Raw genomic sequence first — 26,509 nt, forward strand, 5'->3', positions numbered from 1 at the left:
CTCATCTTTGATCGACCTGTCAAAGATGGGGTAGGCTGACGCCGTGGCGGGCAAGCGGCAGTTCGACGAGCGGCGCACCCTTGAGCTGGCGAGGGACATCTTCTGGGCGAAGGGATACGGCGCTACGTCCATCCAGGACATCGCGAACGCCTCGGGCGTCCTGCGCGGCTCGCTCTACAACGCCTACCAGGACAAGGAAACCCTGTTCCTGCAGGTGTTCGAGGACTACGCCCGCGACTTCCTCGCCGAGGCGGCCCGCGTGCTCGCCGATCCGGACATCGACCGTGCCCTCCGGGCGTTCTTCGACTTCACGATCGCGTCCATGACCACCGGCGAGCCCGCTCGCGGGTGCCTGACGACCAAGACGGCGATCGACTCGAAAGCCGACGGCGAACGGATCAACGCCGCGTTGCGCCGTCTGCTCGACGGTCTGGAACAGCTCGTCCGCGATCGGCTGTCAGCCGAAGACGCCCGGCTCGCGCTCCCCGCGGCCGACGCGGCGCGGGTGCTGGTCACGATGACCCGCGGCATCGTCGTGATGGAACGCGTCTACCAGGATCCGGAACGGCTCCGGGCCACCGCGCGGTCACTGATCGACGTGGTGCTGGCCGGTCAGCGACGGGCTGTGCCGAACCGGCGCTGATAGGCGGCCGGGCTGATCGACAGCTTCTTGGCGAAGACCCGCCGCAGGCTTTCGTAACCGGGGAAGCCGGCGAGCGTCGCGGCCTGCGTCGCGGTGTGCCCCTGGTCGAGCAGGGCCCTCGCCAGGTCGAACCGGATGTTCTCGACGTAGCGGGCCGGAGTCGTGGCCAGCTCGTCGTGGAAGAGCCGGGTGAGGTGCCGGGTCCTGACGTTGAGGTGCTTGGCGAGCCCGCCGAGCGACTGGTCCCCGCCGGGGTCCGCCGTCACCAGGTCGGTGATCGTGCGCAGCGCCGGCGAGCGGGTTGGTGTCCCCCCGCAGAGGTGCCGAGAACTGGGACTGGCCACCCGCTCGCTGCATGTACACGACCAGGGCGCGGGCGACGTCACGTGCCAGGCTGGGCCCGTGGTCCTCCTCGACCAAGGCGAGCGCCAGGTCGATGCCGGCCGTCACACCCGCCGACGTGTAGGTGGCGCCGTCGCGGACGTAGATCGCGTCCGGCTCCACGCGGCAGGTCGGGCACCTGGTGGCGAGTTCGTGCGCGACCTGCCAATGCGTGGTCGCGCGTTTGCCGTCGAGCAGGCCCGCGGCGGGGAGCCGGCCACCAGGAACGTGCCCGGAGCCGATTCGGCCGTGACGGCGGCGTCGACCGCGCGCCGGGCCCCGAGGCTCAACGTCACGTCCGCGCCGGTGGGCGACAGCAGCACGCCCCGGTACTCGGCGCCGAAGCGGTTCACCTCCTTGAACACTCCGCGGGACCCGCGAGTTCCACCAGGGTGACCCCGTCATAGACGAGGAACGCGACACGGTGAACGGGCACAGGTCATTCGTAGCAGGTCCGGATTCGAGGGGTTCCTGGCCGGACGAGGGCGGCGCCGCACGACGACCGGCGAGCAGCATGGAAGCATGTCAGAGGTCATCGCAGAGCTGGAAATCCCGGATACGCAGGCGGTCGCCGAGGTGACTTCGCACATCCTGGAAACGACCAGCCCACTCATCTACCACCACTCGCGGCGAGTGTTCTTCTTCGGCCTGCTGCACGCGGACCGGCTCGGTGTGCAGCCGGATCCGGAGCTGCTCTACCTTGCGGCCATGTTCCACGACGTCGGCCTCGGGGTCCCGTTCTCCGAGGCCGAGCAGCGCTTCGAAGTCGACGGCGCCGACCACGCGCGGAAGTTCATGCTGGACCGCGGTTTCCCGGCCACCGCCGCCGACACGGTCTGGACGGCGATCGCCCTGCACACCACCCCGGGCGTCCCCGGCCGGATGGCCCCGGAGATCGCGGTCACCTACTACGGCGTCCTGACCGACGTGCTCGGCTTCGGCCTGGACGAACTGGACCCCGGCCGGCTGGCCGGAATCCTCGCCGCCCACCCGCGAGGGGACTTCAAGAACGAGTTCCTGCGGACCACCGTCGAAGGGCTGAAGAACCGCCCCGACACCACGAACGGCACCGTGAACTCCGACTACCTCGAACACTTCGTTCCCGGCTTCCGGCGCACGACGACGGTCGAGCGCATCACCGGCTCGCCGTGGCCGAGCTGACCCTCCGGAAGGGATTCGAGTATCCCCGATTCGCTTCGCCAAGGATCTTCCGGTAAGCATCCGATCGGGGAAAGGTACGACGAGCCGGCAAGCCGGAGGAGGTCGCGGTCACGTGGACGACGAGCGTGCGCCGCGGGAGGCCGGGCAGGGGGACCGGCTCGGTGCCGAGTGGGAGACGCATCGGCCCGCGGTCTTCGGTGTGGCGTACCGGCTGCTGGGAAGCGTGGCCGACGCCGAGGACGTGGCCCAGGACGTGTGGCTGCGGGCGGCCGGTTCCGATCTCCGCGAAGTGGACGACCTGCGGGCCTGGCTGGTCACGGTGGCCGCGCGCCGGTCCTACGACATCCTCAAGAGCGCTCGCGTGCGCCGGGAGGCCTATGTCGGGCCTTGGCTGCCGGAACCGCTGCTGACCGGACCGGACGCGTCGGAGCCGGTGCTCGTCGACGAGTCCGTCAGCGCCGCGATGCTGCTGGTCATGGAGGAGCTGACCCCGCCAGAGCGGGTGGCCTTCGTCCTGCACGACGTCTTCGAGTTGGACTTCGGCCGGATCGCGGAAGTGCTGGACGTCTCCGTGCCCGCTGCCCGGCAGCTGGCCTCGCGGGCGCGGCGGCGGGTGGCCAAGGCGAAGCAGTCCGCTCCGCGGGCACCGAAGGCGGAGCGCGAACGGGTGCTGGCGACCTTCCGCGCCGCCTACCAATCCGGTGACCTGGCCGGCCTGGTCAGGCTCCTGGACCCGGACGCGGTCTACGTCACCGACGGCGGCGGCAAGGTCTCGGCGGCCCGCAAGCTCATCCACGGCGGCGAGCGCATCGCCGAGGTGATGGTGCGAGTGGGCCGCCAGTGGCAGGTGGACCGCATCGACCTCCTCGAAGTGGGTGGCGAGCTTTCCCTCGTGTGCTACCGGCACGGTCGCATCTACTCCGTCGACACGGTGCAGATCACCGACGGCCGGATCACCGCGTACCGCCGGGTCATCAACCCGGACAAACTTTCTCACCTCTGACTGTCACACCCGGAGGAGCTACCTCGTCTCCCTGACGAGAACGAAAAAGGGAGCCGAGGGAACGCTCGCGAGCAGGCCCGTTCGCGCATTTCCCCTCCCGGTGAGGAAAGTCATGAAATACACCAGGGCCGGATTGCGGATCGCCGGCGGTGTCCTGGCCGTCGCCGCGGTGACCGCGGTCACGGCCTGCGCGGCCGCGGACCACCCCGCTTCGGCAACGACCCCGACAACCGCGCCGGTGGCGCAGCCGCCCGCGGAGACCCTGAAACCCTTGCTCCAGCAGGCTCTTCCCGGCGTGCAGGGAAAAACCTTCACCTCGGCGATCGTCACCTTCCCTCCCGGCGCGCACGCGGCACCGCACCGGCACGGCGGCGCTTTCGTCTACGCCTACGTCCTCGAAGGAACTGTGCGCAGCCAAGTCGACGACAAACCCGCCGGCACTTTCCGCCCCGGGGAGAACTGGACCGAGCAGCCGGGTGCCCACCACGTCCTCACGGAAAACCCGAGCGCAACGGAACAGGCCAGGCTGCTGGTCGTCTTCGTCGCCGACAACGGAGCCGAGCTCAAAGTCGACGACGCCCACCAGCGATATCCAAGAAAGCGGAGAATGTGATGACGAACACCCGACGAGTCAGCATGAACAAACAGCACCCGGCTGCTTACAAGGCACTCATCGGCCTTTCCTCCGAAGCGGAGAAGGCCGCCACCACGGCGGGTCTCGACCCCCTCCTGACCGAGCTGGTGCGGATCCGCGCCTCCCAGATCAACGGCTGCGCGTTCTGCCTGCGCATGCACACCGGTGACGCCCTCAAGAAGGGAGAAAACCCCGACCGGATCGCCGTGCTGCCCGCGTGGGAGGAGACGGGCTACTTCTCCGACACCGAACGGGCCGCCTTGCGTTTGACCGAGGCCATCACCAACGTGTCGGACGGGCACGTCGGCGACGAGGACTACGCCGACGCCGCGTCCGTGCTGACCGCGGACCAGATTTCGGCGGTCGCGTGGCTCACCACGGTGATCAACGCGTTCAACCGCGTGGCCATCACCAGCCGGTACCACGTCGCCGGCTGACGTCCCCGGCTTCCGGACAGCCCGGGGATCCGGGCTGTCCGAAAGGCTTTCGCCCGCCGTAGCCGGCGAGGTCTTCGACCAGGAAGGGGTCCGGTGCGGCATCCCGCCGGGCCACGCTCACCCGGCCGTCGGCCTCGAGGACGACCCAGGCGACGTCGTCGAGGCGGGTGATGCCGGCCAGCCGGAGGTGCTGGCGCAGTTCGTCCGGGGTGATCCGGGCGTGCAACAGGCCGGCGTGGCGGACCTGCGGACCCTCCATGAGCAGAATCGGCTCCAGCCGCAGCGCCCGGCCGAACCAGCGGCTCTTCCGCGCGAGTGCGAACAACCGCTGCAGCACGAACAAAGTCACCATCGCGACCACACCGCCGGCCGGCGTCGGGACGCTCAGGAGGGCCGTCCGGCCGAGCACCGCGCCGAACGCCATGACGGCGGCGGCGTCGTAGACCGACATCGCCGTCAGGCTGCGCCGGCCCATGACCCGCGCCAGCACGAGGAAAACCCCGTACATCACGACCGTCGTGAGCGCGACCGCGAGCACTCCTCCCGGGGTGATCGACCGGATTTCGGCCAGTGTGGGCACGGGCACCTCCACGTCACGGCCGAACGCCGTGCCAGGCTCCGGTGAGCAGTTCCAGGATTCCCTCCCGGGTCAGCGGCTGCGGGTTCGGGTACGGCGCGGCGGTCACCTGGTCCGCCACCTCACCGAGATCGCCGAGGCCGAGGCCGAGCGCGCGCAGGCTCGTCGGACCGTCCACGCGCTCGATCAGGTCGAACACGCCGGAAGGCGCGTGGGGCGCGTCCAGGGCCCGGCCGATCCGCTCCATCGCTTCCGGCACGGCCGGTGCGTTGTAGCTCATCACGTGCGGGAGAACCACGGGGTGCGTGCTCGCGTGCGGCAGCCCGAAGCTGCCGCCCAGCACGTGGCAGAGCTTGTGGTGCAGGCCCATGCCCACCGAGGCCAGGCACATCCCGGCCAGCCACGCTCCCCGGAGCAGATCCGACCGCACCTCGAGGTCGGTCGGCTCATCGGGGAGGCGGCGCAGTCCGGTCCCGATGCCGGAGATCGCGGCGAAGGCCCAGCCGTCGACGATCGGGTTGGCCTGGGCCGAATACAGCGCCTCCACCGCGTGGGCGAGCGCGTTGACCGCGCTGGTGACCGCGATCGGCACGGGCAGCCCGCGGGAGAGCTCCACGTCGTAGATCACCGTTTCGGGCAGGATCGGCGGCGACGACCGCAGCTCGACGTGATCCCGACCCTCGGCTTGGCTTCCAGCGCGCCAGCCCGCCTGCTGCGGTCGATCCGGCTCTACGTCGATCCCAACCGCTCACGCAGCGTCGCCGACACCTCCACCGGCAACGCCAACGTGACCTACCTCGGCCTGCTGCTGGAACGGCTGCAGTCCCGGCGTGCCACCGACGCGGTCGTCGCCACGGTGCTGGCCGTCGAGGAGCCGGAAGCCCACGTGCACCCAGTCCTGCAACGCCGGCTGTTCGGCTACTTGCTCCGGAGTGAGACCGGGCTGGTGGTGACCACACACAGCTCGCACATCGCCGCGGTGACCCGGCTCGACGCCATCGTCCTGCTGCGGCGCGACGAAACCGCAGTCGAATCACTCCGATTCCGGCCGGCAGTGTGCGGTTGGCGTTGGCGGCGACGTAGGAAACGGCGGTCCGGTCGGCGGCGACCGCTGAGTTCGCGGTCGCCGCCCGGGGATCAGGTGCGGGTCCACCTCTGGTTGGTGCCGCCGTGGCAGTCCCAGATGATGACCTTCGTCCCGTTGGCGGTGGCGCCGCCGTTGACGTCCAGGCACTTGCCCGACGCCACCGCCGTCACGCTGCCGTCGGAGTTGAGGCGGAACTGCTGGTTGCCCTGGCTGTTGCAGTCCCACAACGTCACGGCGGTGCCGTTGGCCGTGCCCTGGTTGGAGACGTCCAGGCACTTCGCGCCGTCGTAGGGGCGCAGCTCACCGGCCGCGGTCGTGGTGAAGCGCTGGTTGGCCTGGCTGGTGCAGTCCCAGATCTGGGCCAGCGCGCCGTTGGTCGGCGTGCTGCCGGGGATGTCCAGGCAGCGGCCGGAACTCTGGCTCACCAAGGAGAACGACGTGGGCGCGGGGCCCCCGCCACCGCTGACGACGTACACCGCGGTGCCGTGCGCCGGGACGCTGGCCGAGATGGCGCCGGACGTGGTGGTCGTGCCGTTGGTCCAGGCGTCGCGCAGCGTGAACGAGCTGCCCGACAGGCCGATCGCGCTCGCCGTGGTCGAGACGGTGGTCGTGCCGCCGCCCTGGTTGAACAGGGCGACCGCGACGTTGCCGTCGGCCAGCGGCTTGGCCAGGACGCGCCGGGTGCCGTCGTTGGAGACCTGCCTGGCCTGCAGGCCGAGGCTGTCCTGGTTGATGGCGATGAGGTTCGCGTTCTTCAGGATGGTCGACGTGGCGGCGTCCATGTTGCGCGGGTCGTTGCCCGCGATGAGGGGCGAGGCCATGACGGCCCACAGGGCGAAGTGGCTGCGCATCTCGGTGTCGTTCATGCCGCCGCGCCCGACTTCCATCATGTCCGGGTCGTTGAACCCGCCGGGCTTGGCGTAGGACGCCAGGGGCACGGTGACGTTGACGATGTTCTGGATGCCCATCGGGTAGCCGTTGGCCTGCCCGGTGTCCCACTTGTTGGTGATGTCCTCGGTGGTGCGCCACATGTTCGCCACGTCTCCCCAGTTGCGCCGGGGCCCGGTCTTGTCGTGGACGCTGTTGGAGTTGATGCTGTAGACGATCGGGCGGCCGGCGGCGCGCAGCGCGTCGCGCATCTTGGCGAACGTGCGCACCTGGTCGTCGATCGTGCCGCTGGGCGAGCACCAGTCGTACTTGAGGTAGTCCACGCCCCAGGCCGCGAACTGGCGGGCGTCCTGCTCCTCGTGGCCCAGCGCCCCGGTCGAACCGGGGTAGGAGTTGAAGTACTGGGCGCACGTCTCGGCCAACGGTGCCTGGTAGATCCCGAACTTGAGGCCCTTGCCGTGGATGTAGTCGCCGAGCGCCTTCATGCCGCTGGGGAACCGGCTCGGGTCGCCTTGGAGGTTGCCCGCCGAGTCCCGGTTCGGGTTCATCCAGCAGTCGTCCACCACGACGTACTGGTAGCCCGCGTCACGCATGCCGGAGTTGACCATCGCATCGGTCATCTGCCTGATCAACGCTTCGCTGATGTTGCAGCCGAACGTGTTCCACGAGTTCCAGCCCATCGGCGGCGTGCGTGCCACGCCGTTGTCCAACGCCTGCGCGGACGACGTGTGCAGTACCGTCGCCATCGCGGACAGCAGCACGCCTGCCGCCAACAGCGTTGCCGCCCTGCGAGGACGGGGAAGTCGTGTTGCTGTCACCCTGATCTCACTCCTTTGTGCGTACGGCTTTCCGGCTGCCATCCGTGCTGCCGCACGGCCGGGCACAGCGCTGCCCGACGCTCCGGAATTCCGGGTTCGACAAATCCCCGGCGGGCTGTGACGCGGCGGCTTCCGTCAGCGGCCCAGGCTTCGGCGGAGACAGTGTGGCACTCGATGTTCACGCTCACAAGAGCGTCTCCGCAAGGGAGTATGCGGCAATCCGGGTGAACCATCGTTCGGGACCGAGCCCTCGTTTAGGGCTTCAGCACTGCCTCTATCTGCGGTTACGTCGTCCCTTTCGATCTGTTCGACGATGGTTCGACGCCAGGTAAATTTCATTAGCGCTGACACTCAGCACGGAAGAAGCGTTGACTGCCAGGCCTCCGCACGACTGCATCGGCTCGTATTTTCGCGGACGCTGAGGTAGATCGAGCGAACCGACCACGCGCGCGGCTGTTCACCGCTGACCGGCGGGAGTCCGCCCGCGCCCGCGCGCCCACCGGTCGGGCCCGGGGCGGCGGACGTGGGCGTGAGTCCACGAGGGACCGGCGGTCAGACCTTGCCGGCCACGAATTCGGCCGCGTCGGCGGCGTTGCTGCCGTAGCTGAAGTGGGCCGGGGGATTCGTGCCGAGGAACTGGCAGATCGTGTCGCCGTCGGCGCAGTAGTCCTTGGTGCGGCTCTCGTACGTGCCCGTGACGCTCCGGCCGTCCGACCGGATGGGCGGCGGAGGCGGCCGGTGCGGCGATGACGATGCCGATTCCGGCGAGAACGACCGTGGTGCAGACGGTGAGCAGCCGGGCTGCGCTGCCGAAGACAGAGCTCATGGGCAATCAGCACCTTTGCTCGGAAAGGAGAACCTCGATGGCGAGGGGAAGGCCCGGCAGAGTCGGGCCGCCGGGCGGAGGTGAGCGTTGCACCGGTGTCCCGGCCGGGCAAGGGACCTCCGGGGCAACCGCCGGGCGGCTGTTCCCCGGTGACAGAAAGTCTGTTGTGGACACTCAATTCCGGCGCTTTCCCGGTGTCCGCCCTTGTCCGGCGCCACCGGCCACCACCTAGGTGTTCCGCAGGGGAAACACCGGAGGTGGTTGTGTCGATGGCGGTCCGATCCGGGGTCGATCCGGGCAGCGGCACCCGGGCCCGCCGGTGGCTGGTTCCGGCGCTGGTGGTGATCGGCTGGCTGGTGGCCGGGGTGCCGGCTCCAGGGCTACACTGGGTTGAATCGGCGGCGCTGACCCCTGGTCGGCCGTCGGCACACGCGTCCCGCTCCGGACCCCGGCGGTACGGCCAACAATGGTCAGGCATCGGCGGAGGACTCATGAGCACCTCGACACTTCCGGGGCCGGCGGCCGAACGTCCGCCACCCGGCAGATGAGGCGCGCGGCGGTAGCGCCCGCGGAGATCGGCGGCTCGGAGCCCGTGCGGTGGCACGTTCCGCGAACAATGGTGTGCCGGCGCGCTTTGTCGTCGCCGCGTCAGGATTCGAAGCCGCCCGTGCTGCCGCGAGCGGCGAACCCGGGGTCCGGTACCTTGCCATCCCTTCAGCGCGAGGCAGGCAGATGAACAGCGAAAACGGCCTGCACCTGGTGCCCGACCACCGGGCGGAATCGACGGTGGCGACCTTGACCGGCACTTTGACCTCGGACAACTGCGCGGAGTTGCGCGACGGGGTGCTCAAGGTGGCCACCGACGCTCCGGTGAGCGTCATCGCCGACATCCGCGACCTGCGGATCGACGACACGACCCTGATGGCCGTCTTCACCGCGATCGCGGCGAGGATCGACGACTGGCCGCGAATACCGTTCGCGGTGGTGACCGACCACCCGGACCACGTGGCCTGGCTGGCGAGGCAGGCCACGGACCGGTTCGTGCCGAGCCACACCGACGTTCCCGCGGCCGAACGGACACGCGACCGCCCACCCCGCCGACGGGCTCTGCAACTACTGGCCGCGTCGCCCGACGCATCGTCGGTCGCCCGGGCGTTCGTCGGCCGGGTCTGCGAGCAGTGGAACGTGCAGGACCTTGCCGAAGACGCCTGTTTGGTGGTGACCGAGCTGGTGGAGAACACCATCCGGCACACCACATCGCGCCCTCGGCTGCGGCTGGAGCTGCGCCCGGGCACCTTCATCATCGCGGTGGCCGACGATGACTCGCACGAGGCCGTGCTGCTCGAGCCCCCCACTGAGCACGGTCTCGGGCTCCGGCTGGTGGCCCAGAGCACGCGTGCCTGGGGGTGCCGGCGGTCGTGGGCCGGGGGCAAGGTGGTCTGGGCCGTGCTGCTGCCGCGCCGATCCCGGTACCGCAATGCCGGCGAGTGACGTCGCGGCGCCGCCGAAGGCCGAATCCCCGCCGTGCTAGCCCGCGGTGTCACCCTGGTTTTCGCGCCCCGGTCCGCCAGTGCCTTGGTGACCGTTACCGGCGAGCTCGACCTGTCCGGATACGCCTTCCTGCGTGACGGCCTGCTGAAAGTGGCCGCCGACGGACCGCCCGCGCTGATCGCGGACATCGACGGGCTGATCATCGGGGAGCTGTCCCCCGTCGCCGTGTTTCCCCGGGTTGCCCGCCGGATCGCCCACTGGCCGGGCATTCCGCTGACCCTGATCACCCGGCAGGAAATCCACTTGCAGGCTTTCCGCCGCCGAGGCTTCGATCGGTCAGTCGCGGTCCACGACGACGTCGAGGCCGCGGAACGCCGGCAAGAAGTCCTCGCCCGCCGAAGGGCGCACCGGAAATTCCCGCGAACCGAGGACGCGACCAAGCTGGCCGGCGCGTTCCTTCGCGACCGGACGACGGACTGGGGAGTGCCCGAGCTGTTCGCCGACGCCGTCCTGATCGTGAACGAACTCCTCGGCAACGCGCTCCAGCACACCACCTCGTCTCCCGAGCTGCACCTCGACCTCCGCCAGGACCTGTTCACCATCGCCGTGGCCGACGAGAATGCTCGCCCTGCCGTCCTCCTCGAACGACCGCATCTGCGTGCCCCCGGAATCGGACTGAGCATCGTCGCGGGCACCGCGGCGACCTGGGGGAGCAGCCGCCGGTGGTCGGGCGGCAAGGTCGTCTGGGCGACGCTCGCCGTCTCCCCGGACCGGAGCTGACGCACCAGATCCCCGGTCCGACGTCGATCGCCGGATGGGTGGGGAGTGCTGCACGAGCGGCTCAGCCGCACCGAACCGGGCCTCGGCCTCCGGCTGGTCGTCCGGGCCGGGGTGCACGAAGTCCCGCCCCGCGAGCGGAGTGGCTCACCTCGGGGTGATGCCGATGATGTCCTCTTCCGCCACCCAGACCGCCGGGGCACCGGTGCTGCCGGGCGGTGCGAGCGGGATCCGGCCGGTCCCGGTGCGCGGATCGCGCACCGGCGAACCGAGCACCACGCCGGTCGCGCAACTGCCGACCGGCGGGCCGGGCGTGCGGCGTCGCCGGTAGGTGAGCACCCAGCCCACCGGGTACTCGTCGTCGAGGTCGTCCATCGGTGATCCCACTGCGCACTCCCGGTTCGTTCGGCGTTCGGGACGAGTCTCGCCGGGGTCCGGGGCGGCCACCCAGCCTACGCAGGACCGGGCGGCGCCGTCACTGCCAGCCGGGTGACCCGGTTGTCGGTGGTGTGCCGCGGCCTCGTGGACGACGGGCGCCGCCGGCGGCAAGGCGGCTCAGCGCCACCGGTGGCAGAGCCAGGCGGGAGGCCTTCCGGACGACCTGGCCGATCTCCATGTTGTCGAGGATCTTCGACAACGCCGGCGCCGCCACCCCGCCCAGCCATGCGGGCGGGAACCACCCGGCGAACAACGGTATGCGGCCAATGGCTTCGGGTAAGCGTTGCACCGCAACGACTTTGTGGATGTAGTCGGCGTCGGCCGCTCCGGGGCCGGTGGAGGGCTCAGCCCAGGTCTGCCGGTCCGCGAAGTACGGGTGGTCCCGGGTGACGTCCGGCACGGCGTTCGCCGCCCGCAGGCGAGGTTGCCGCGCTATGCTGGTGGATCCGGCAGGCGCCGACACCGGATGCGGCGGACGCCGGTGGAGAGCCGATGACCGCTCAGAGGTGCCGAAGTTCCGTCGCCCGGTCCGAGCCGGTGCGGCGGTGAGGCGCGTACGGCAGTCCGAAGAGCCCAGCTCGGACCCGGTCGCGCTCACCCGTGATCAGCGCTTCCGCGGTGCCCGGCTGGTGGCCTCGGCGGCGAACGACGCCGAGGACTGTGCGCTGCTGCTTGCAGTGCTCGGACTCGAACCCGCCGACGGGCTCCCCGGCACGCCGCCGCCCCCGGGGTGAAATCCGGTGCGGCCTCGACCGTCGATCTACTCTGGACATTCGCGACCGCGTCGGAATTCCCCGCCAGGACAGCGGATACGCAAGCTCTGCTGCACTTGCCGGTTCACGTGCGATCCGGCTGCCGCCAACGGGATGCCCCACTCGGCGGTGTGCCCGGATGCGCGAAAAGCCTAACGTCGGATTCCGGGAATGCCGGTGGAACCGGTTTCCCCGCCACTCCGGCCCCCGGTGGTTCAGGACAACTCGCCGCCAACCGGGAGTGCTCCGATGGTGACCATCGCGGACGGTGAACGGCTTCCGGTGCGGGTGGAACTCGCCGACGTCGAGGGGTTGGAGGCGGCGGTGAGCGCGTTTCGCTCGCTCGACTACCGTCTCGGCGGTGAATCGTGCCGGCGGGCGTTGCGGGCCATCGGTTCGTGGACCGTCCTGCTGCGCAACGGAACGGTGCCGGCTCGGCTGGTCCGGCGACTGGGCCGGGACCTGGGGGACTTGTACAACCTGCTGGCCTGGACGGAGTTCGACACCGGACGGGTCGCGCAGGCCCGCCGGCACTTCGCGGTCGCCGGTGAGCTGGCGGCGGCAGCGGACGACGGCGATCTCGTGGCCAACATCTGCTACCGGACCGGCCGGCTGAACCTGCACCACCTGGACACCGCCCGTGCGTTCGCCGAGTTCGGCCGTGGCCAGGCCGTCGCCCGGCGGGCCGGCTCGCGGCACGCGCAAGCCATTCTCCACGCCAACCAGGCGTGGGCGCACGCGATGCGGGGCCAGGCAGCCCCGGCCTTGACAGAGCTCGGCCGGGCGGAGGACGACTTCGCCGCAGTGACCGGCCCATCGCCCCCGTGGGCGGCGTTCTTCGACGCGAACGATCTGGCCGCCATGTGCGGCACCGTGCACGTCGAACTGGCTCGTTCGGTGGACGCATCCCACGCCCGTGCGGCGATTTCCTTCCTGGCCGGGGCCGTTGCCGGCTACGGACCCGAGATGGCCAGGAGCCGGGCTTTGACGCAGATCCTGCTGGCGCTCGGGCACGCAATGCAGAACGACCTGGACGAGGCCGACAGGGTCGTCGCCGAGGCCATCCGCACGGCTCGGTCCCTTCGCTCCGCCCGGCCGAAGGACCGGCTGGCTTCCCTCGAAACCGTCGTTCGCGACCGGCTACCGGAACCGGACGCCCGGCAGCTGCTCGAACGCGTCAGGTCGTTCCGCCGCGAACCGGGGCCGCCTTGACGATCCACAAAGGACTGCGCCGTCATCGCGGGATCGGCACGCCGTTCCCGTGGCTACCGCTTCTCGATGGTGAGGTGGTGACGCGGGGGATCGGCCGGCGACAGGTCCGGCGTCCGGTCGGCCGGGGAGAGCAGTTCGGCGTAGCGGCCCAGCATGCGTTCGCTGGTCCGGCGGTAGAACGCCGGCAGTGTGGTGGTCCGGCCTTCGTGGAAAGCCAGGAACGCCGGGTCCGAGCGCAGCATTTCCAGGATGCGGCGGAAGCTCGTGATGTCGGAGCGGAAACTTGCGGTGCGGGCCCGGTGGACGTATTTGATGACGCGGTGCGAGGTGGTCCGCAACCGCCGGTCCAGCATTGCCGGTGCTGCGGCGTGCGAGTAGAGCTCGACGAGCTTTTCGTAATAGGTGATCGGATCGTAGTTCTTGATGGTCGTCACCAGGTAGGGCGCGTAGTAGAAGCTGAACGGCATGGCGGCGAGGATCCGTCCGGCCGCGGTGAGTTCTTCGTGCAGCGGGGTGCCGCCGAAGGGCACCGGGATGTTGATCGTCGGAAAGGCGAACGGGGCCAGGTCCATGAACCGCTTGGTCAGCTCGACCGGTTCGTCGCCCTCGTCGGAGTCGAGTCCGAACATGAAGTTCGCCTGCAGGTAGGGCACGTTTTCGGCCAGCTGGGCGAAGTGCGCGGCGACGCGCTCGACCTTCGCGGTGCCGCCGGTCCGGCCGACACCGGCTTTGTTCGAGTAGCCGGTCCACGACTCGACGCCCGGCGCGACCATGGCGCAGTTCGTTTCCTTCAGCCGCCGCGGCCGGTCACCGCGCAGCACGGTGAGCGAGCTTTCGATGATGTACGGCGGTCGTTGCCCGGGTGGCTGGGCCTCCAGCGTCTCGAAGACGTCGTCGAACTTCACCGCGAAGTTGGGGTCGTGGAACACGATGAGCCTGCCGGGCAGGTGCCGGGCGAGGTAGCGCAGGTCGGCTTGGAGCCGGTCGGCCGGGAGCGGGCGGTAGGTGCTGCTCCAGTCGATGCAGAAGTCGCACCGGTACGGGCAGCCCATGCTCGCGAGCATGGGCACCGCCGACAGCAGCAGCGGCTTGCGTCCCCAGAAGAAGGCCGACGCGCGGATTTCGGGCATCCGCTCCTCGACCGTCGGCACGTCGTCGAACGGCCGGGCGGCCGAGATCACGACTCCCGGGTCGAACTGCCCCGACAGGATGTCGGCGACCAGCTCCGGATCGCATTCGCGGACGACCAGGTCGAAGAAACGCAGGCAGTCCACCGGGAACGCCTTGGCGTGCGGGCCGCCGATCACCGTGCGGACTCCGGCCCGGCGGTAGAGCTTGGCCAGTGCGTAGGCGAGGTGGCTGACCTGCGTGTAGCAGGAGATGAACACCACGTCCAGGTCGGCGGGCAGCAAGCGGTGCGGCCGGCCGAGGCCGTAGTAGGTGGCGTAGAAGGTCTCGTGCCCGTTCCGGCGGCACCACACCGAAATGGCCTGCGGGGTGATGCTTGCGTACTGCTTGGTGATCAACAGCTGGTAGCCGAGGTCCACCGGGCGCCGGGCCGGCGGTCCGAGGATGTCGAGGATTCCGATTCGCACCGCGTGGTCCTCTCGGGTGGCCGGCCGGGCCGGCCGGAAACGACGATCAGCGTGAAGCTGATGGCGACGTCACCGGGGACTGGGGCGAACGCGGCGATCAACGGCGACTATACCCCGAGCCGGTTCCGGTGCACTGCGCCGCGGCTTCGCTCGCGGTGCACCGTCACGGTTCGCCGGGGTCCGGGGCGCGGTCTTCCAGCTCGAGAGGGGAAGCCCGAGGTGCTGAGCGCCCGGGCGAGGGGTTCCCCCGCTGTGCTCCCAGGCTCCGCACGCCCGAGCTGAAGACGGCGAGCAGCGGAACCGCGAGCAAGGCACCCACGATGCCGGCGGCGACGAGCCCGATGGCGAGGGCGAGGACGACGGCCAGGGGGTGCAGCCGGACCGCCCGCCCGAGCAGAAGTGGTTGCAGGACATGGCTTTCGACCTGCATCACGCCGACCACGACGGCGAGCACGATGACGGCCGCCCACACGCCGTTGGCCACCAAGGCCACGAGGACGGCGATCGCGCCGGCGATCACCGACCCGATGACGGGCACGAACGCGCCGAGGAAGACGAGCGTGCTCAGCGGCGCCGCCAGCGGGACCCCGATGATCACCAGGCCGAGGCCGATGCCGGCGGCGTCGACGAATGCGACGGCCGCCGTGCCGCGGATGTAGTGCGCCAAGGTGGTGAACCCGCTGCGCCCGGCGACGTCGACGCGTTCGCGCAGGCGGGCCGGCACGGCTCGCAGGACGAACGCCCAGATCGGGTTTCCCTGGGCGAGGAAGAAGATCAGGCAGAACACCACGAGCAGGGCTTCGGCGAGCAGTTCGCCAACGGTGACGGCGGTGGTGAGGGCACCCGAGGCGATCGCCGACTTGTTCCGGCCGAGCATGGCGGTCAGGTTGCCGACCATCTCGTCGAGCTGGCCCTGGCTCAGGTGCAGGGGGCCGGTGCGCAGCCAGGTGTGCAGGTCGGTCAGGCTCGCGGTGACCTGGTCGATCAGCCCGGGCATGCCCACGGTGACGGTGATGACCACGAACGTCACCACGGCGCCGGCCAGTGCGATCCCGATGACCAGCACGATCGCGGTCGCCAGTCCGCGAGGGACCTTCTTGCCCGCCAGCCAGGAAACAGCCGGGGAGAACAGACCGGCGAGCAACAGCGCCACCGCGACCGGGACGAGCACCGACGCGAGCTTGGTGGCCAGGAAGCCCAGCACCGCCAGCGCTGCCGCCACGACCAGCAGGCGCCAGGAAACGGCCGCCGCAACGCGGAGCCCGTACGGCACCGGAGAAGACTCGGATACCCGCACCGGGTCAGCGCTCGCGTGCCGCGGAGCGGCCACGGTCGGTGAACGGGTGGGTGTCGATCAGGGATTTCGCGGGGGTCATGACGAGGCTGCTCCTGGCGATGGGTGGCCGATCCGGCCACGCTGCCGGGTCGTCGCGAGAGCAGGGTCCGGGCAGTCGTCGCTGTGCCTTCGACCGTACCCCGGTGCGGGCTCCGGCGCCGGTTCGGTCCGGGCCGACGTACCCGGCGGTGGCCGTCAGCGTGGGTGATGGACGTAAGGACTCAGCCGCTCGGCCGGCACCCGGCGGGTCGTGGTGGCCGCCGGGCGAAGACGCTCCTGGCCGGGGGGCGCCCGGCGGCGGTGTCGGTGACGAACTGCGCGACCGCGCGCGGGGCGGGCACGAGGTCGCCGCCGCGTTGGTGCGCGATGACGCTGGAACCATCGCGGCAGTACGTTCGTTGTCGCTATGCGGGTGGAGGACAGTTCTGGCACTCGTGTCCCGGGGTTTAGGCCGCCGTCGGCGGGCTACTCCCCACTTGATCGCCCCGGACCCTGGCGGCAGGTACGTCAGCGGAAAGAGCGATCGAAATGACACGTACGCTGGAACGGCCGCCGAAAGCGGCGGAGCCGATGCTGGCGGGGGAGAAGTCCCGCACCGAGACCTTTCTGGTCAAGTTGTTCGCGGTGGTGCCGTTGCTGGCTTTGGCCGCGGCGGTGCCGTTCGCGTGGGGGTGGGGCCTCGGCTGGACCGACGTCGCCCTGACGGTCGGGTTCTACTTCCTGACCGGGCTCGGGGTGACGATCGGGTTCCACCGGTATTTCACCCACGGCGCGTTCAAGGCGAACCGCGGCCTGCGGCTCGCGCTCGCCGTCACCGGAAGCATGGCCATGCAGGGCCCGGTCATCGGCTGGGTCGCCGACCACCGCCGGCACCACGCCTACGCCGACCGCGACGGCGACCCGCACTCGCCCTGGCGCTACGGCACCACTGCGGCCGCGCTCGCGAAGGGTTTCTGGCACGCGCACATGGGCTGGTTGTTCGAGCGGGAGAAGACCAACGCGCAGCGGTTCGCGCCCGATCTGCTCGGCGACCGGGACATCGTCCGGATCGACCGCTGGTTCCCCGCGCTCACGGTGGTGACCCTGCTCGCTCCGGCGCTGATCGGCGGGCTGGTGACGATGTCCTGGTGGGGTGCGCTGACCGCGTTCTTCTGGGCGAGCCTGGTGCGGGTGGCGGTGTTGCACCACGTCACCTGGTCGGTGAACTCGCTGTGTCACCTGATCGGTGACCGGCCTTATGCCGCTCGGGACAAGTCCGCGAACTTCTGGCCGTTGGCCATCGCCTCGATGGGCGAGTCCTGGCACAACTCCCACCACGCCGATCCCACCGGCGCCCGCCACGGCGTCCGCCGCGGCCAGCTCGACATGTCCGCCCGGCTGATCCGGCTGTTCGAGAAGCTCGGCTGGGCCACCGACGTCCACTGGCCCAAACCCGGCCGCCTCGACCGCAGGCTCAACCCCGGCTACCAACCCGCCCACCGCGGACCGAGGACGGCTGCGGGCGCGGCTGGACAGTGCGACCCGCGTCCTCGAACCCCGAGGTCTACACTGTGAAGACGCCCCGGACCCCGGCGTTCCTGGTTGTCCCCGGCGCCGGCCACCCGGTCGGCGCCGGGCCCGGACGGTGAGGCGCACGACAGTGGGACGCGTGGCGGTGTTCGGTCTGGCCGTTCCGGTCTGCGTCCTGGCCACGATCGGTGCCCTGAGGCTGCCGGGGGACGTCCTGCTCGGCTGGGTCCTGCTCGGAGCCGGGGCGGGTGTTCTCGTCGCTTTCGGCGCTCCGCGGTTCCCGCGCGGGCGGGCTGTGGCGAGCGGACCGGATCTGCCCTCGGGCGCGGCCGCCGCGGCGGCGTTCGTGACGGCTTGCCTGGTCGTCGCCGGCCTGCTGACCACGGTGGGCGGTGGCCTCACCGCGACCGTCCTCGTGCTGCTCGTGGTCGGCGGGGTCTGGGCCGGTTACCATCACCGGCCCGCGCCGCACAGAGCCTCGTCCGAGCCGCACCGCGCTTCGGTTCCGCGGTCCGCGTCCCCTCGCCGGGTGGCCGACTTGGCGACCGAGGAGTTGTGCGTGGCTTGGCGGCGCAGCTACTTCCTGCTGCTCCTCGCCACCGACGAGCGGGCGCGCCGGCTCGTCGTCCAGCGCCGCCAGGACTTCCTCGACGAAATCGAACGACGGGACCGCCGCGGGTTCCTCCGCTGGCTCGACAGCGACCCGACGGCCGGCGGCGATCCGAGTCCGTACCTGACCACCCGGAACTGACCGAGAGGACCGCCTCGTGGCAGCAGTCGACGGCGGCCGCCACCGCGCGCCGACCACGTTTCGGCGGCACATCGCCGCATCCCCGGTGCCCTGATGAGTGCGTGGGTACGATGGGTGGACGCAGCCGCGGTGGCGGCGCTGATCCGGACCCGGTCTGTCCGAGTTGGTGTGGCGATCACGAACACCGACTCGAAGGGGACCGGATGTGGGAATGCCAAGCTCGCGGTTCGTGGGCTCGCGGTGGCTGAGATCGAGGTTCTGCGCGCGAGCGTGCGGGCCGCACTGGACGAGGGTGGTGGCGGCAACGGGGTCGACGTCGTCGGCCGGGTGTGCCGGGCGTGCGTGCACCTGCTGCCGGTGGACGGTGCGGCGGTGTCGGTGATGGTCGAAGCCGGGCACCGCGAGATCGTCTACGCGAGTGACCCGGTGAGCACGGCGCTGGCGGAGCTGCAGTTCTCCTTGGGGGAAGGGCCGTGCTTCGAGGCGTACGTCAACGGCGGGCCGGTCCTGGTGCCGGATCTGGTCGCCGAACCGCCGGCGGCGTGGCCGGTGTTCGCGGCCGAGGCCGCGACGCAGCCCGTGGCCGCGTTGTTCACGTTCCCGGTGCAGATCGGCGCGGTCCGGGTGGCGACCCTCGACACCTACCGTTCGACGCCGGGTTCGCTGAGCCCGGGTGAACTGTCGACGGCGTTGCGGGTGGCCGACGTCGCCGCGCTCGCCCTGTCGGGCTTGCGGGCCGGGGGTGGCCGGTGGCTCGACGGTGACGGGCGGTGGCTGGAGAGCGCCGGGATGCGGTTCCGGGAGGTGCACCAGGCCACCGGGATGCTGATCGCCCACCTCGATCTGCCCGCGTCGGCCGCGTTGGCGCGGCTGCGGGCGTATGCGTTCGGGCACGGCCGTCCCTTGCTCGAGGTCGCGGGTGACGTTGTGGCCGGGCGGCTGCGGTTGGACGAGGAGTTCGGTGGGGATACACCATGAAGGCAGCTGATGGAGCGGGAGATGGTGGGCATGGCCGACCGTGAACGACAGGTGACCCGCGCGTTCGTCGCACTGGCCGACACCCTGGTCGACGACTACGACGTCGCCGACCTGCTGCACACGCTGGTGCAGCAGTGTGTCGCGCTGCTCGACGTCGCCGCGGCCGGGCTCACGCTGGTCGACGAGCGGGGCGGCCTGCAGCTGCTGGCCTCCTCCACCGAGCAGGCGCGGCTGCTGGAGCTGTTCCAGCTCGACATCGACGAAGGCCCGTGTATCGAGTGTTTCCTCACCAGCACCCCGGTGCTGGTGGCCGACATCGCCGCGCAGGCCGCGCGGTGGCCGCGGTTCGCCGCCGAGGCGGCCAGGGACGGGTTCGCGTCGGTGCACGCCCTGCCCCTCCGGCTGCGCAAGCAGACCATCGGGGCGCTGAACCTCTTCGGCAACGCACCGGGCAAGCTCAATGCCGAGGACGTCGCGCTCGCGCAGGGCCTGGCGGACACCGCGACGATCGGCATCCTCCACGAACGGGCCGTCCGCCAGGGCGAAGTCCTCTCGGAGCAGCTGCAAACCGCGCTGACCAGCAGGGTGATCATCGAGCAGGCGAAAGGCGTCCTCGCCATCACCGGACGGCTGAGCATGGAAGCGGCCTTCACCACGTTGCGCGGCTACGCCCGCCGCAACAACCTCCGCCTCAGCGACGTGGCCCGCGCCTTGGCCGATCGCGAACTCGCCCCCGCGGTCGTGCTGGCTCCGGCGGCGACGAGCCACTCGCCCTGATCCGTCCTCAGGTGGACCTGGCGAATCGGTCCGCGCCGCGGTGACCGGCGGCCTGCGGCCCCCGGACGCGGTGCCGTGTGTTCGAAACGCACCGACCGGCTTACGGCAGCAGGGAGTTCCCATGCGGTTCCGTGATCGCCGGGAAGCCGGCGAGCGGCTGGCCCTGCGGTTGCGCTCGCTGCGCGGTGACCGGGCGGTGGTCCTCGGCTTGTCCGAGGGCGGCCTGGTGGTGGCCGGCGAGATCGCCGACGTCCTCGGCGCCCCGCTGGACATCCTGCTCACCAGCCGGATCGAGGCCGCCGGGCCGCCGCCGACGACGCTCGGCGCCGTCGGCGAGGGCGGCCTGCTCGTCTGGGACCACGACGCCATCCGCCGGTTCGACATCTCGCCGGGCGAACTCACCCGGCTCGCCGACGGGGCACGAGCCGCACTGGCCCGGCAGGTCACCGTCTACCGGGGCACGGTGGCGCCGGTGCCGATCGCCGGCCGCACGGTGGTCCTCGCCGACGACGGCGCCGCCACGGGCACGACCGCGCACACGGCGATCCGCGTCCTGCGGGCCCGCCAGGTCCGCCGGGTCGTGCTGGCGGTCCCGGTCGCCCAGGCCGACGTCGCCGACCGGCTCGCCCGCGAGGTGGACCAGTTCGTCTGCCTGCGCCCGGTGCCCTGGCTGCACGAGGTGCGCAACAGCTACCGGAAGTTCGCCGCGGTCGCCGGCACCGAGGCACTCGAACTGCTGCACCGTGACCCCCGCCGGCCGGACGAAGCCCGCCGCTGACGTCCACAGTGGATCGATGAGTCAGCTCGGGACGCGCACGGCGATTTCGTCGCCCAGCGCGGCGCCACCGGCCAGCTCGAGGTGGTCACCGCTCCAGAAACGGCCCGCGTCGTACCAGTTCGGCCGGCGGTTGCGGGGCAGCAGGCCCATGGCTTCGTAGGTCAGCGCGACGATCTCCGCGCAGTAGCCGGTCTCGAGGCCGGTTTCCCGGGTGTCACGCTGGCGGCGGGGCAGCCGGCCGCCGAGCCAGTGCGACGCCAGGCGCGCGGTCGAGGGGAACGGCGTGCCGTCCAGCCGCGCGATCGTGCGCAGGACGGCGTCCTCCATCTGCCCGGTGACGGGGTGGTCGAGCTGGCGCAGCCAGGCCTGCTGGTGGTATTTCCCGGTCCAGACGAGCACGGCCCGGCGCAGGTCGTGCAGCTGGGCGCCCCGCTGGTGGGTCCCGGACCAGACGTCCGGCAGGGCTCGCCCCAGCTCCGCGTGCCACATCAGGGGCGGGAGATCTTCGATCACCACGGCCATGCCGACGTGGTTGACCGGGCTGTTCGTCACGACGCGGATCGTGCGGTCGGCCGCGGACCGGCCCCGGAACAACCACAGGTCGCCCGTGCGCGTCGCAGCCACGGCTTCGTCGAGGTCGAGCTCGGTGTCCGGCACGGCAGTAGCCTAGGTCGATGCGCTGGTGGAAGACAGTGGGACTGGCCGGGCTCGTCGGGGTGGCCGCGACCGGGGTGGTGATCGCGCGCGAGGAGCGCCGGAGGCGGGCCTACACCCCGGACGAGATCCGAGAGCGGCTGCACGCCCGCCTCGCCGACGCGACACCACCGGAGTCCCACGGCGAAGGCGGCGACTGACGGCTACGCCTCGGCCGTTGCTACCAAGGCGGGGATCCGGTGGCACCCTGGCCGGCTGCACCGCGGCGGGCTCGTGGTCAGCGTGGTCGAGGTCCGGGGCATCGCCTCGACTTCAGCCGCCCTGATCGGCAGCGCCAACGTCTCGCCGGGCCGAACCACCCGGCTGGTGCTGCCGGTGGCGCCCCCGCCATCGGCCGCCGTCCGTCCTCATAGGACGATCATGCGGAGATCACCCGGCTGGCTGAGGACTTCGCACCCCGGCGCGGTCTAGGCTGGAAGCCGCGCCCTGGACCCCGGCGTCCGATGGGACATTCGAGTGAGCGGGGTGGCGCCATGGGCACGGGCGAGGGCACCGAAGCCGGCGCGGACCGGAGCTGGCCGGCCAGGCACGGCGGTGGCTACCCACCCGGGTGGCAGGTCCGGTACCGCGGTCGCCGGAACCGGACGGGGCCCGGCGCAGCCGGGCCGCGGGCGGGTCAGGAGCGGATCGGCACGATCGCCGGCCCCAGCCTGCGCGACGAGCACACCGGCACCACCTGGGTGCCGGTCCGGCCCTTCTGCGCTGCCCCGGACACACCGCTGAGACTGGTGCGGGCGGCGGACATCATCGACGCCCGGCCGCCGGGCGAACCCGCTCCCGCGGCAGACAACGACGACGACCGGGATCGCGCCGTGATCGTCGAACTGCCCGCCCCGGAACCCGGCGACCATCCGGCGCGGTAGGTGTCCGGCTCGTGCCGTCGGGCTGCCCGAGGTCCTGAGCGACGGTGACGTCCGGCCGTAGCTGCGATGTCGTCCGCGGGCTCGGGTGGGGGAGCGGTCGCCGGACGACGGCCGTCCAGCTGCACCCCGGGATCACCGCATGTCGCACGGCACCGGCACACCGCGGCCGATCGTGGTCGGGGTGGGCGGGTCGGCCGAGGCCGTGGCTGCGGCTCGGTGGGCAGCCGACGAAGCCGACCGGGCTGTCGCGCTCACCGGCGTCCGGACGCCGAGCTGGGTGCCGCGGCGGCCGACCTGCTCTTCGCGGAAATCGACGCGCTCGGCTCGGGCGGCGTCGCGGCGGCGTGGACGTGCCCCGGCCGCAGGTCGAGTTCTCCGGAGCTGGTCGTGCGGGCCTCCACGGTTACGGCCGGTGGGCGTCCTGGTACTGCTGGTCGGTGACGGGTTCGAGCCAGGTGGTGCCGTCGCCGCCGTCTTCGGGGCCCTCCAGCATGGCGAGGTGGCTCATGCAGGTGGTGCTGGTGCCGCCGTGCCAGTGCTCCTCGCCGGGCGGGGTCCAGACGGTGTCGCCGGCGCGCATGCGGATGACCTGGCCGTCGCGGTTGACGACGAGGCCGACGCCGTCGGTGACGTGCAGGGTCTGCCCGACGGCGTGGGAGTGCCAGTTGGTGCGGGCGCCGGGGGTGAACCGGACCAGGGAGGCGACCAGGCGGGACGGGGGCTCGGGCGCTTTGATCATGGTGAGGTAGACGTCGCCGGTGAAGCGCTCGGCCGGGGTCTTGACGGTGTCGTTGACGGGGATGAAGTCCACGGTGTTCCTTTCGTCGATCTTGTCCTGGTGGTGCGAGTACGTAGGCCAGCGCACCGAGGTCCGCGCCTTCCTGGTCACCCGCCGGGCCAGGATCAGCGGCTACAGCGGGGCGTCGGCGGTGATCGGGAAATCGCGAATGCGTCGTCCGGTGGCGTTGAACACCGCGTTGGCGATCGCCGGGGCCACGCCGACCAGGACGAGCTCGGCCAGTCCCTTCACCCCGAGGGGGTCGGCTTCGCGGTCTTCGCCGTCGAGGTAGATCGCGCGGAGATCCCGGATGTCGGCGTTGACGGGGACGAGGTAGTCGGCGAGGTTGGCGTTGACGATGCGGCCGTCGCGCGGGTCGGTGACGGTGTGCTCCAGCAGAGCGGCGCCGATGCCGCCGACCATGCCGCCGAGGGCCTGGCTGTCGGCGAGCTTGGGGTTGACGATGCGGCCTGCGTCGTAGACGCCGAGCAGGCGCCGGATGCGGACCAGGCCGAGGCGGGCGTCGACGGCGACTTCGGCGAACACGGCGCCGTAGCCGTACATGGAGAACCGGTTCTCCTCCGACGGTGCCCAGGATCCGATCACTTCGAGGTGATCGCGGCCGGCGCGGGCCAGCAGTTGGTGGTACGTCTCGCCGCGGGTCGGGTCGCTCTTCGGGTGCAGCCGTCCTTTGCGGACGATGACGTCGTCGGGATCGACGCCGTGCAAGGGGGATCGCGGGTCGTTGACCGCGAGCGTGATCGCTTGGCGGCGGACCTTGTCGCAGCCGTCCTGGACGGCGGAGCCGACGCTGGCCATGGTCATCGAGCCGCCGTGGGGCGGGGTCGGCGGCATGAGCGAGTCGCCGAGCCGGAACCGGACGGTGTCCATGGTCAGGCCGAGTGCGTCGGCGGCGACCTGGGGCATGGAGGTGTAGGTGCCGGGACCCATGTCGCTGGTCGCGGACTGGACCAGCGCGGTGCCGTCGGCGTTCAGCCGGACGTGGGCCTGGGCGGGAGCGCGGGCAGTGTCGTAGACCGCGGCGGCCATGCCGGTGCCGATCAGCCAGTCGCCGTCGCGAGTGGCGCCCGGCCTGGGGCTCCGGCGGTGCCAGCCGAACTCCCGGGCGCCGACGTCGTAGCACTCGCGAAGCCGGCGGGTCGAGAACGGCTGCCCGGTGGATTCGTCGGCCGCCGGTTCGTTGCGCTTGCGCAGTTCGACGGGGTCGAGGCCGAGCTGGTGCGCGAGTTCGTCCATCGCGGATTCGATGACGAGGGCGGCGGAGGCGTAGCCGGGGCCGCGCATCCAGATGGGGGTGTTCACGTCCAGGGGCACGGTCGAGTACGCCTGGCGGACGTTCGGCATGGAGTAGAGCATCTGACCCGGCGCCAGCATCGCTTCGGTGAACGTCTCGTAGCTGGACGTTTCGCCGCGGATGTCGTGCGTCATCGCGGTGAGCCGCCCGGTGCGGTCGCTGCCGAGCCGCAGCCGGTAGGAGTACGCGGGGCGGAAGCCGGTGCCGAAGTACAGTTGCCTGCGCGTCATGACCAGCTTGACCGGGCGGCCGGTTTCGCGGGCGGCGAGCGCGGCGATGGTGCTGTGCGGCCAGGCCCGCAGCCCGCTGCCGAACGCGCCGCCGACGAACGGTGAGATGACCCGGACCGAGGTCTGCGGGATGCCGAACACGGCGGCGAGTTCCTGCTGCGTGCCGCCCACCACCCACTGGGTCTTGTCCCACACGGTGAGCCGGCCGCCGTCCCAGCGGGCGATGGTGGCGTGCGGTTCCATGGGGTTGTGGTGGTTGCGGGCGGTCCGGTAGACCATTTCCAGCCGGACCTGCGCCGTGCCCAGCGCTTTCTCGGCGTCCCCACGGGCGTAGGTCGCCGGCGGGTCGGCCGGGGCGGTGGACAAGTCGGTTACCGGCTGCTCGGCCGTGTAGGACACCTGCACCAGACGTGCGCCTTGCTGGGCGGCTTCGTGGGTGGTGGCGACCACGACGGCGACCGGCTGGCCGAAGAACCGGACCCGGTCGTCCTGGAAGACCCGGAGCCGCGAGTTGGGCGCCGGGTTGTTCGACCCCGGATTGTCCAGATAGGGCAGGCGCGGCGCGTTGAGGTGGCTGATCACCCGTTGGACGCCGGGGTGGGCGCGGGCGGCGCGGTCGTCGATGCCCGTGACGCGCCCGCGTCCGACGCTGCTGTCGATCACGGCGGCGTACAGGACGCCGTTCGTCGGGTGGTCGGCGGCGTAGAGCGCGCGCCCGGTCACCTTGAGCCGTCCGTCCACCCGGGACTGCGGGGTGCCGACGGCGGTTCGGGGCTGGGTCATCGGGTGCCTCCCACGACGCGCAGCTGGCGTTCGACCGTGCGCTTGAGCAACTCGACCTTGAACCCGTTGTGCCGCAGCGGATGGGCGCCGTCCGCCGCTCGCTGCGCGGCCTCGGCCCACAGCGAGTCCGACGGCCGCTTGCCCAGCAGGTACCGCTCGACAGCGGGCAGTTTCCACGGGACGGTGCCGACCCCGCCGGCCGCGACTTTCGCCGCGCGGATCACCCCGGCCTGGATCGACAGCGCCACGGCCGCGGAGGTCAGCGCGAATTCGTAGCTCTGCCGGTCCCGCACCTTCAAATAGCCCGACCGCGACGGGCGCGGAAGTGCCGGGAGTTCCACGGCGGTGATCAGCTCGCCCGGCCGCAGGGCCTGTTCCCGGTCCGGGGTACTGCCCGGCTGCAGAAGGAAGCCGGCGAAGGGAACCGCGCGTTCCCCGCCGGGACCCTGCAGGTGCACGGCCGCCTCCAGCGCGGCGAAGGCGACAGCGACGTCCGACGGGTGCGTGGCGACACATGTTTCGGAGCCGCCGAGGATGGCGTGGCTTCGGTTGTAGCCGTCGAGGGCGGCGCAGCCCGAGCCCGGTTCACGCTTGTTGCAAAGCGCGGTCACGTCCCGGAAGTAGGGGCAGCGGGTGCGCTGCATGATGTTGCCGCCGATGGTGGCCATGTTGCGCAGCTGCGCGGACGCACTCAGCTCCAGGGCTTCCGAGACGACCGGGAAGGCGCTGCGGACCCGCGGGTCGGCGGCGGCATCGGCCATCCGCACGAGCGCGCCGATCCGCAGGCCGCCGCCCGGGGTGAGCGAGATGCCGGTGAGCGGCAGCGGGGCGATGTCGACCAGCGAGCCCGGGCGTTCCACGGTCTCGCGCATCAGGTCGACCAGCGTCGTACCGCCGGCGATGAACCGGCCGCCGCGCTGCCCGGCCGCGACGGCGGCCCGGATGTCGGAGACCTTGGTGTAGGAGAAGGACTCCAT

General features: G+C 71.1%; 28 protein-coding genes and 3 pseudogenes. 17 read left to right on the plus strand and 14 right to left on the minus strand.

Features of this window, described 5'->3' with window-relative positions:
• Positions 1-43: 43 nt before the first annotated feature.
• On the plus strand, positions 44-643 hold the full coding sequence (locus AB0J55_RS01030) for a TetR/AcrR family transcriptional regulator (RefSeq protein ID WP_364240921.1): 600 nt from the start codon (positions 44-46) through the stop codon (positions 641-643).
• Here the strand turns inward: AB0J55_RS01030 and AB0J55_RS01035 are convergent.
• Both AB0J55_RS01035 and AB0J55_RS01040 read right to left on the minus strand, forming a co-directional pair.
• Positions 613-987 carry a helix-turn-helix domain-containing protein gene (locus tag AB0J55_RS01035; RefSeq protein ID WP_364240924.1) on the minus strand — a complete coding sequence of 125 codons (375 nt, stop codon included), beginning with the start codon at positions 985-987 and terminating at the stop codon, positions 613-615. The two genes, AB0J55_RS01030 and AB0J55_RS01035, sit on opposite strands and share 31 nt — an antisense overlap.
• A gap of 124 nt (positions 988-1,111) precedes the next feature.
• Positions 1,112-1,540: pseudogene (locus AB0J55_RS01040) on the minus strand (hypothetical protein); the annotation flags it as partial.
• Between the two features lie 6 nt (positions 1,541-1,546).
• On the opposite strand from AB0J55_RS01040, the gene AB0J55_RS01045 reads away from it, so the two are divergent.
• The 4 genes from AB0J55_RS01045 (at position 1,547) to AB0J55_RS01060 (ending at position 4,259) form a co-directional block, all read left to right on the plus strand.
• Positions 1,547-2,185: an HD domain-containing protein gene (locus AB0J55_RS01045; protein WP_364240927.1), complete on the plus strand. Its 639-nt coding sequence runs from the start codon at positions 1,547-1,549 to the stop codon at positions 2,183-2,185.
• A gap of 112 nt (positions 2,186-2,297) precedes the next feature.
• Complete coding sequence (gene sigJ / locus AB0J55_RS01050; RefSeq protein ID WP_364240930.1) at positions 2,298-3,188, plus strand: RNA polymerase sigma factor SigJ; 891 nt, start codon at positions 2,298-2,300, stop codon at positions 3,186-3,188.
• A 112-nt stretch (positions 3,189-3,300) separates the two neighbouring features.
• Positions 3,301-3,801, plus strand: a complete 501-nt coding sequence (locus AB0J55_RS01055; protein ID WP_364240933.1) for a cupin domain-containing protein — start codon at positions 3,301-3,303, stop codon at positions 3,799-3,801.
• 23 nt (positions 3,802-3,824) lie between these two features.
• On the plus strand, positions 3,825-4,259 hold the full coding sequence (locus AB0J55_RS01060; protein ID WP_364240936.1) for a carboxymuconolactone decarboxylase family protein: 435 nt from the start codon (positions 3,825-3,827) through the stop codon (positions 4,257-4,259).
• On the opposite strand, the gene AB0J55_RS01065 is transcribed toward AB0J55_RS01060, so the two are convergent.
• Both AB0J55_RS01065 and AB0J55_RS01070 read right to left on the minus strand, forming a co-directional pair.
• Positions 4,231-4,839, minus strand: a complete 609-nt coding sequence (locus tag AB0J55_RS01065; RefSeq protein WP_364240939.1) for a YetF domain-containing protein — start codon at positions 4,837-4,839, stop codon at positions 4,231-4,233. The two genes, AB0J55_RS01060 and AB0J55_RS01065, sit on opposite strands and share 29 nt — an antisense overlap.
• Positions 4,840-4,852: 13 nt before the next feature.
• The gene (locus tag AB0J55_RS01070) at positions 4,853-5,575 is read right to left on the minus strand and encodes an iron-containing alcohol dehydrogenase (RefSeq protein ID WP_364243357.1); all 723 of its coding nucleotides are present in this window, start codon (positions 5,573-5,575) and stop codon (positions 4,853-4,855) included.
• On the opposite strand from AB0J55_RS01070, the pseudogene AB0J55_RS01075 reads away from it, so the two are divergent.
• Positions 5,504-5,800: pseudogene (locus tag AB0J55_RS01075) on the plus strand (AAA family ATPase); the annotation flags it as partial. The gene AB0J55_RS01070 and the pseudogene AB0J55_RS01075 sit on opposite strands and share 72 nt — an antisense overlap.
• 173 nt (positions 5,801-5,973) lie before the next feature.
• Here the strand turns inward: AB0J55_RS01075 and AB0J55_RS01080 are convergent.
• Complete coding sequence (locus AB0J55_RS01080) at positions 5,974-7,671, minus strand: ricin-type beta-trefoil lectin domain protein (RefSeq protein ID WP_364240942.1); 1,698 nt, start codon at positions 7,669-7,671, stop codon at positions 5,974-5,976.
• A 510-nt stretch (positions 7,672-8,181) separates the two neighbouring features.
• The gene (locus AB0J55_RS01085; protein WP_364243360.1) at positions 8,182-8,448 is read right to left on the minus strand and encodes a cutinase family protein; all 267 of its coding nucleotides are present in this window, start codon (positions 8,446-8,448) and stop codon (positions 8,182-8,184) included.
• Between the two features lie 739 nt (positions 8,449-9,187).
• On the opposite strand from AB0J55_RS01085, the gene AB0J55_RS01090 reads away from it, so the two are divergent.
• The gene (locus AB0J55_RS01090) at positions 9,188-9,946 is read left to right on the plus strand and encodes an ATP-binding protein (RefSeq protein WP_364240945.1); all 759 of its coding nucleotides are present in this window, start codon (positions 9,188-9,190) and stop codon (positions 9,944-9,946) included.
• Between the two features lie 87 nt (positions 9,947-10,033).
• The gene (locus tag AB0J55_RS01095; protein ID WP_364240948.1) at positions 10,034-10,726 is read left to right on the plus strand and encodes an ATP-binding protein; all 693 of its coding nucleotides are present in this window, start codon (positions 10,034-10,036) and stop codon (positions 10,724-10,726) included.
• A gap of 144 nt (positions 10,727-10,870) precedes the next feature.
• On the opposite strand, the gene AB0J55_RS01100 is transcribed toward AB0J55_RS01095, so the two are convergent.
• Together AB0J55_RS01100 and AB0J55_RS01105 are read right to left on the minus strand one after the other, a co-directional pair.
• Entirely contained in the window at positions 10,871-11,098 is a 228-nt protein-coding gene (locus AB0J55_RS01100) for a hypothetical protein (RefSeq protein ID WP_364240951.1), read from the minus strand.
• Between the two features lie 229 nt (positions 11,099-11,327).
• Positions 11,328-11,468 (minus strand): annotated as a pseudogene (locus tag AB0J55_RS01105) (acyl-CoA desaturase); the annotation flags it as partial.
• Between the two features lie 238 nt (positions 11,469-11,706).
• On the opposite strand from AB0J55_RS01105, the gene AB0J55_RS01110 reads away from it, so the two are divergent.
• Together AB0J55_RS01110 and AB0J55_RS01115 are read left to right on the plus strand one after the other, a co-directional pair.
• Positions 11,707-11,895, plus strand: a complete 189-nt coding sequence (locus AB0J55_RS01110) for a hypothetical protein (RefSeq protein WP_364240953.1) — start codon at positions 11,707-11,709, stop codon at positions 11,893-11,895.
• 267 nt (positions 11,896-12,162) lie between these two features.
• A complete protein-coding gene (locus AB0J55_RS01115) occupies positions 12,163-13,125 on the plus strand; it encodes a hypothetical protein (protein WP_364240956.1) in 963 nt (320 codons plus the stop codon).
• A 53-nt stretch (positions 13,126-13,178) separates the two neighbouring features.
• On the opposite strand, the gene AB0J55_RS01120 is transcribed toward AB0J55_RS01115, so the two are convergent.
• Together AB0J55_RS01120 and AB0J55_RS01125 are read right to left on the minus strand one after the other, a co-directional pair.
• Complete coding sequence (locus AB0J55_RS01120; protein ID WP_364240959.1) at positions 13,179-14,720, minus strand: radical SAM protein; 1,542 nt, start codon at positions 14,718-14,720, stop codon at positions 13,179-13,181.
• Between the two features lie 163 nt (positions 14,721-14,883).
• Entirely contained in the window at positions 14,884-15,993 is a 1,110-nt protein-coding gene (locus AB0J55_RS01125) for an AI-2E family transporter (RefSeq protein WP_364240962.1), read from the minus strand.
• Positions 15,994-16,584: 591 nt separating this feature from the next.
• Here AB0J55_RS01125 and AB0J55_RS01130 point away from each other — a divergent pair.
• The 5 genes from AB0J55_RS01130 (at position 16,585) to AB0J55_RS01150 (ending at position 20,849) form a co-directional block, all read left to right on the plus strand.
• Entirely contained in the window at positions 16,585-17,610 is a 1,026-nt protein-coding gene (locus AB0J55_RS01130; protein WP_364240965.1) for an acyl-CoA desaturase, read from the plus strand.
• A gap of 94 nt (positions 17,611-17,704) precedes the next feature.
• On the plus strand, positions 17,705-18,316 hold the full coding sequence (locus AB0J55_RS01135; protein WP_364240968.1) for a hypothetical protein: 612 nt from the start codon (positions 17,705-17,707) through the stop codon (positions 18,314-18,316).
• Between the two features lie 240 nt (positions 18,317-18,556).
• The gene (locus tag AB0J55_RS01140; RefSeq protein WP_364240970.1) at positions 18,557-19,294 is read left to right on the plus strand and encodes a GAF domain-containing protein; all 738 of its coding nucleotides are present in this window, start codon (positions 18,557-18,559) and stop codon (positions 19,292-19,294) included.
• A 30-nt stretch (positions 19,295-19,324) separates the two neighbouring features.
• Positions 19,325-20,071 carry a GAF and ANTAR domain-containing protein gene (locus AB0J55_RS01145; RefSeq protein ID WP_364243363.1) on the plus strand — a complete coding sequence of 249 codons (747 nt, stop codon included), beginning with the start codon at positions 19,325-19,327 and terminating at the stop codon, positions 20,069-20,071.
• 121 nt (positions 20,072-20,192) lie between these two features.
• Positions 20,193-20,849 (plus strand): phosphoribosyltransferase family protein, encoded by a 657-nt coding sequence (locus AB0J55_RS01150; RefSeq protein ID WP_364240973.1) that lies wholly within the window; start codon positions 20,193-20,195, stop codon positions 20,847-20,849.
• 21 nt (positions 20,850-20,870) lie between these two features.
• Here the strand turns inward: AB0J55_RS01150 and AB0J55_RS01155 are convergent, their stop codons facing one another.
• Complete coding sequence (locus AB0J55_RS01155; protein ID WP_364240975.1) at positions 20,871-21,506, minus strand: hypothetical protein; 636 nt, start codon at positions 21,504-21,506, stop codon at positions 20,871-20,873.
• A 17-nt stretch (positions 21,507-21,523) separates the two neighbouring features.
• On the opposite strand from AB0J55_RS01155, the gene AB0J55_RS01160 reads away from it, so the two are divergent.
• Positions 21,524-21,703, plus strand: coding sequence for a hypothetical protein (locus tag AB0J55_RS01160; protein ID WP_364240978.1), 180 nt, complete (start codon positions 21,524-21,526; stop codon positions 21,701-21,703).
• Between the two features lie 333 nt (positions 21,704-22,036).
• On the plus strand, positions 22,037-22,426 hold the full coding sequence (locus AB0J55_RS01165) for a hypothetical protein (RefSeq protein WP_364240980.1): 390 nt from the start codon (positions 22,037-22,039) through the stop codon (positions 22,424-22,426).
• 403 nt (positions 22,427-22,829) lie between these two features.
• On the opposite strand, the gene AB0J55_RS01170 is transcribed toward AB0J55_RS01165, so the two are convergent.
• The 3 genes from AB0J55_RS01170 to AB0J55_RS01180 form a co-directional block, all read right to left on the minus strand.
• Entirely contained in the window at positions 22,830-23,237 is a 408-nt protein-coding gene (locus AB0J55_RS01170) for a cupin domain-containing protein (RefSeq protein WP_364240983.1), read from the minus strand.
• Between the two features lie 99 nt (positions 23,238-23,336).
• Positions 23,337-25,532, minus strand: coding sequence for a xanthine dehydrogenase family protein molybdopterin-binding subunit (locus AB0J55_RS01175; RefSeq protein ID WP_364240986.1), 2,196 nt, complete (start codon positions 25,530-25,532; stop codon positions 23,337-23,339).
• Positions 25,529-26,509, minus strand: coding sequence for a xanthine dehydrogenase family protein subunit M (locus AB0J55_RS01180; RefSeq protein ID WP_364240989.1), 981 nt, complete (start codon positions 26,507-26,509; stop codon positions 25,529-25,531). Before AB0J55_RS01180 ends, AB0J55_RS01175 begins: the two co-directional genes overlap by 4 nt.

Origin of the sequence: Amycolatopsis sp. NPDC049688 (assembly GCF_040674975.1) — a bacterium.
Lineage (GTDB): Bacteria > Actinomycetota > Actinomycetes > Mycobacteriales > Pseudonocardiaceae > Amycolatopsis.

What these genes read in the sequence shown, in the direction of transcription:
- AB0J55_RS01130 (WP_364240965.1), top strand. Translation starts at nt 16,585, where the DNA reads ATGACACGTACGCTGGAACGGCCGCCGAAAGCGGCGGAGCCGATGCTG.
- AB0J55_RS01180 (WP_364240989.1), bottom strand. Translation starts at nt 26,509, where the DNA reads ATGGAGTCCTTCTCCTACACCAAGGTCTCCGACATCCGGGCCGCCGTC.
- AB0J55_RS01060 (WP_364240936.1), top strand. Translation starts at nt 3,825, where the DNA reads ATGAACAAACAGCACCCGGCTGCTTACAAGGCACTCATCGGCCTTTCC.
- AB0J55_RS01045 (WP_364240927.1), top strand. Translation starts at nt 1,547, where the DNA reads ATGTCAGAGGTCATCGCAGAGCTGGAAATCCCGGATACGCAGGCGGTC.
- AB0J55_RS01165 (WP_364240980.1), top strand. Translation starts at nt 22,037, where the DNA reads ATGGGCACGGGCGAGGGCACCGAAGCCGGCGCGGACCGGAGCTGGCCG.
- AB0J55_RS01175 (WP_364240986.1), bottom strand. Translation starts at nt 25,532, where the DNA reads ATGACCCAGCCCCGAACCGCCGTCGGCACCCCGCAGTCCCGGGTGGAC.
- AB0J55_RS01160 (WP_364240978.1), top strand. Translation starts at nt 21,524, where the DNA reads ATGCGCTGGTGGAAGACAGTGGGACTGGCCGGGCTCGTCGGGGTGGCC.
- AB0J55_RS01100 (WP_364240951.1), bottom strand. Translation starts at nt 11,098, where the DNA reads ATGGACGACCTCGACGACGAGTACCCGGTGGGCTGGGTGCTCACCTAC.
- AB0J55_RS01150 (WP_364240973.1), top strand. Translation starts at nt 20,193, where the DNA reads ATGCGGTTCCGTGATCGCCGGGAAGCCGGCGAGCGGCTGGCCCTGCGG.
- AB0J55_RS01145 (WP_364243363.1), top strand. Translation starts at nt 19,325, where the DNA reads ATGGCCGACCGTGAACGACAGGTGACCCGCGCGTTCGTCGCACTGGCC.
- AB0J55_RS01055 (WP_364240933.1), top strand. Translation starts at nt 3,301, where the DNA reads ATGAAATACACCAGGGCCGGATTGCGGATCGCCGGCGGTGTCCTGGCC.
- AB0J55_RS01080 (WP_364240942.1), bottom strand. Translation starts at nt 7,671, where the DNA reads ATGGCAGCCGGAAAGCCGTACGCACAAAGGAGTGAGATCAGGGTGACA.
- AB0J55_RS01115 (WP_364240956.1), top strand. Translation starts at nt 12,163, where the DNA reads ATGGTGACCATCGCGGACGGTGAACGGCTTCCGGTGCGGGTGGAACTC.
- AB0J55_RS01090 (WP_364240945.1), top strand. Translation starts at nt 9,188, where the DNA reads ATGAACAGCGAAAACGGCCTGCACCTGGTGCCCGACCACCGGGCGGAA.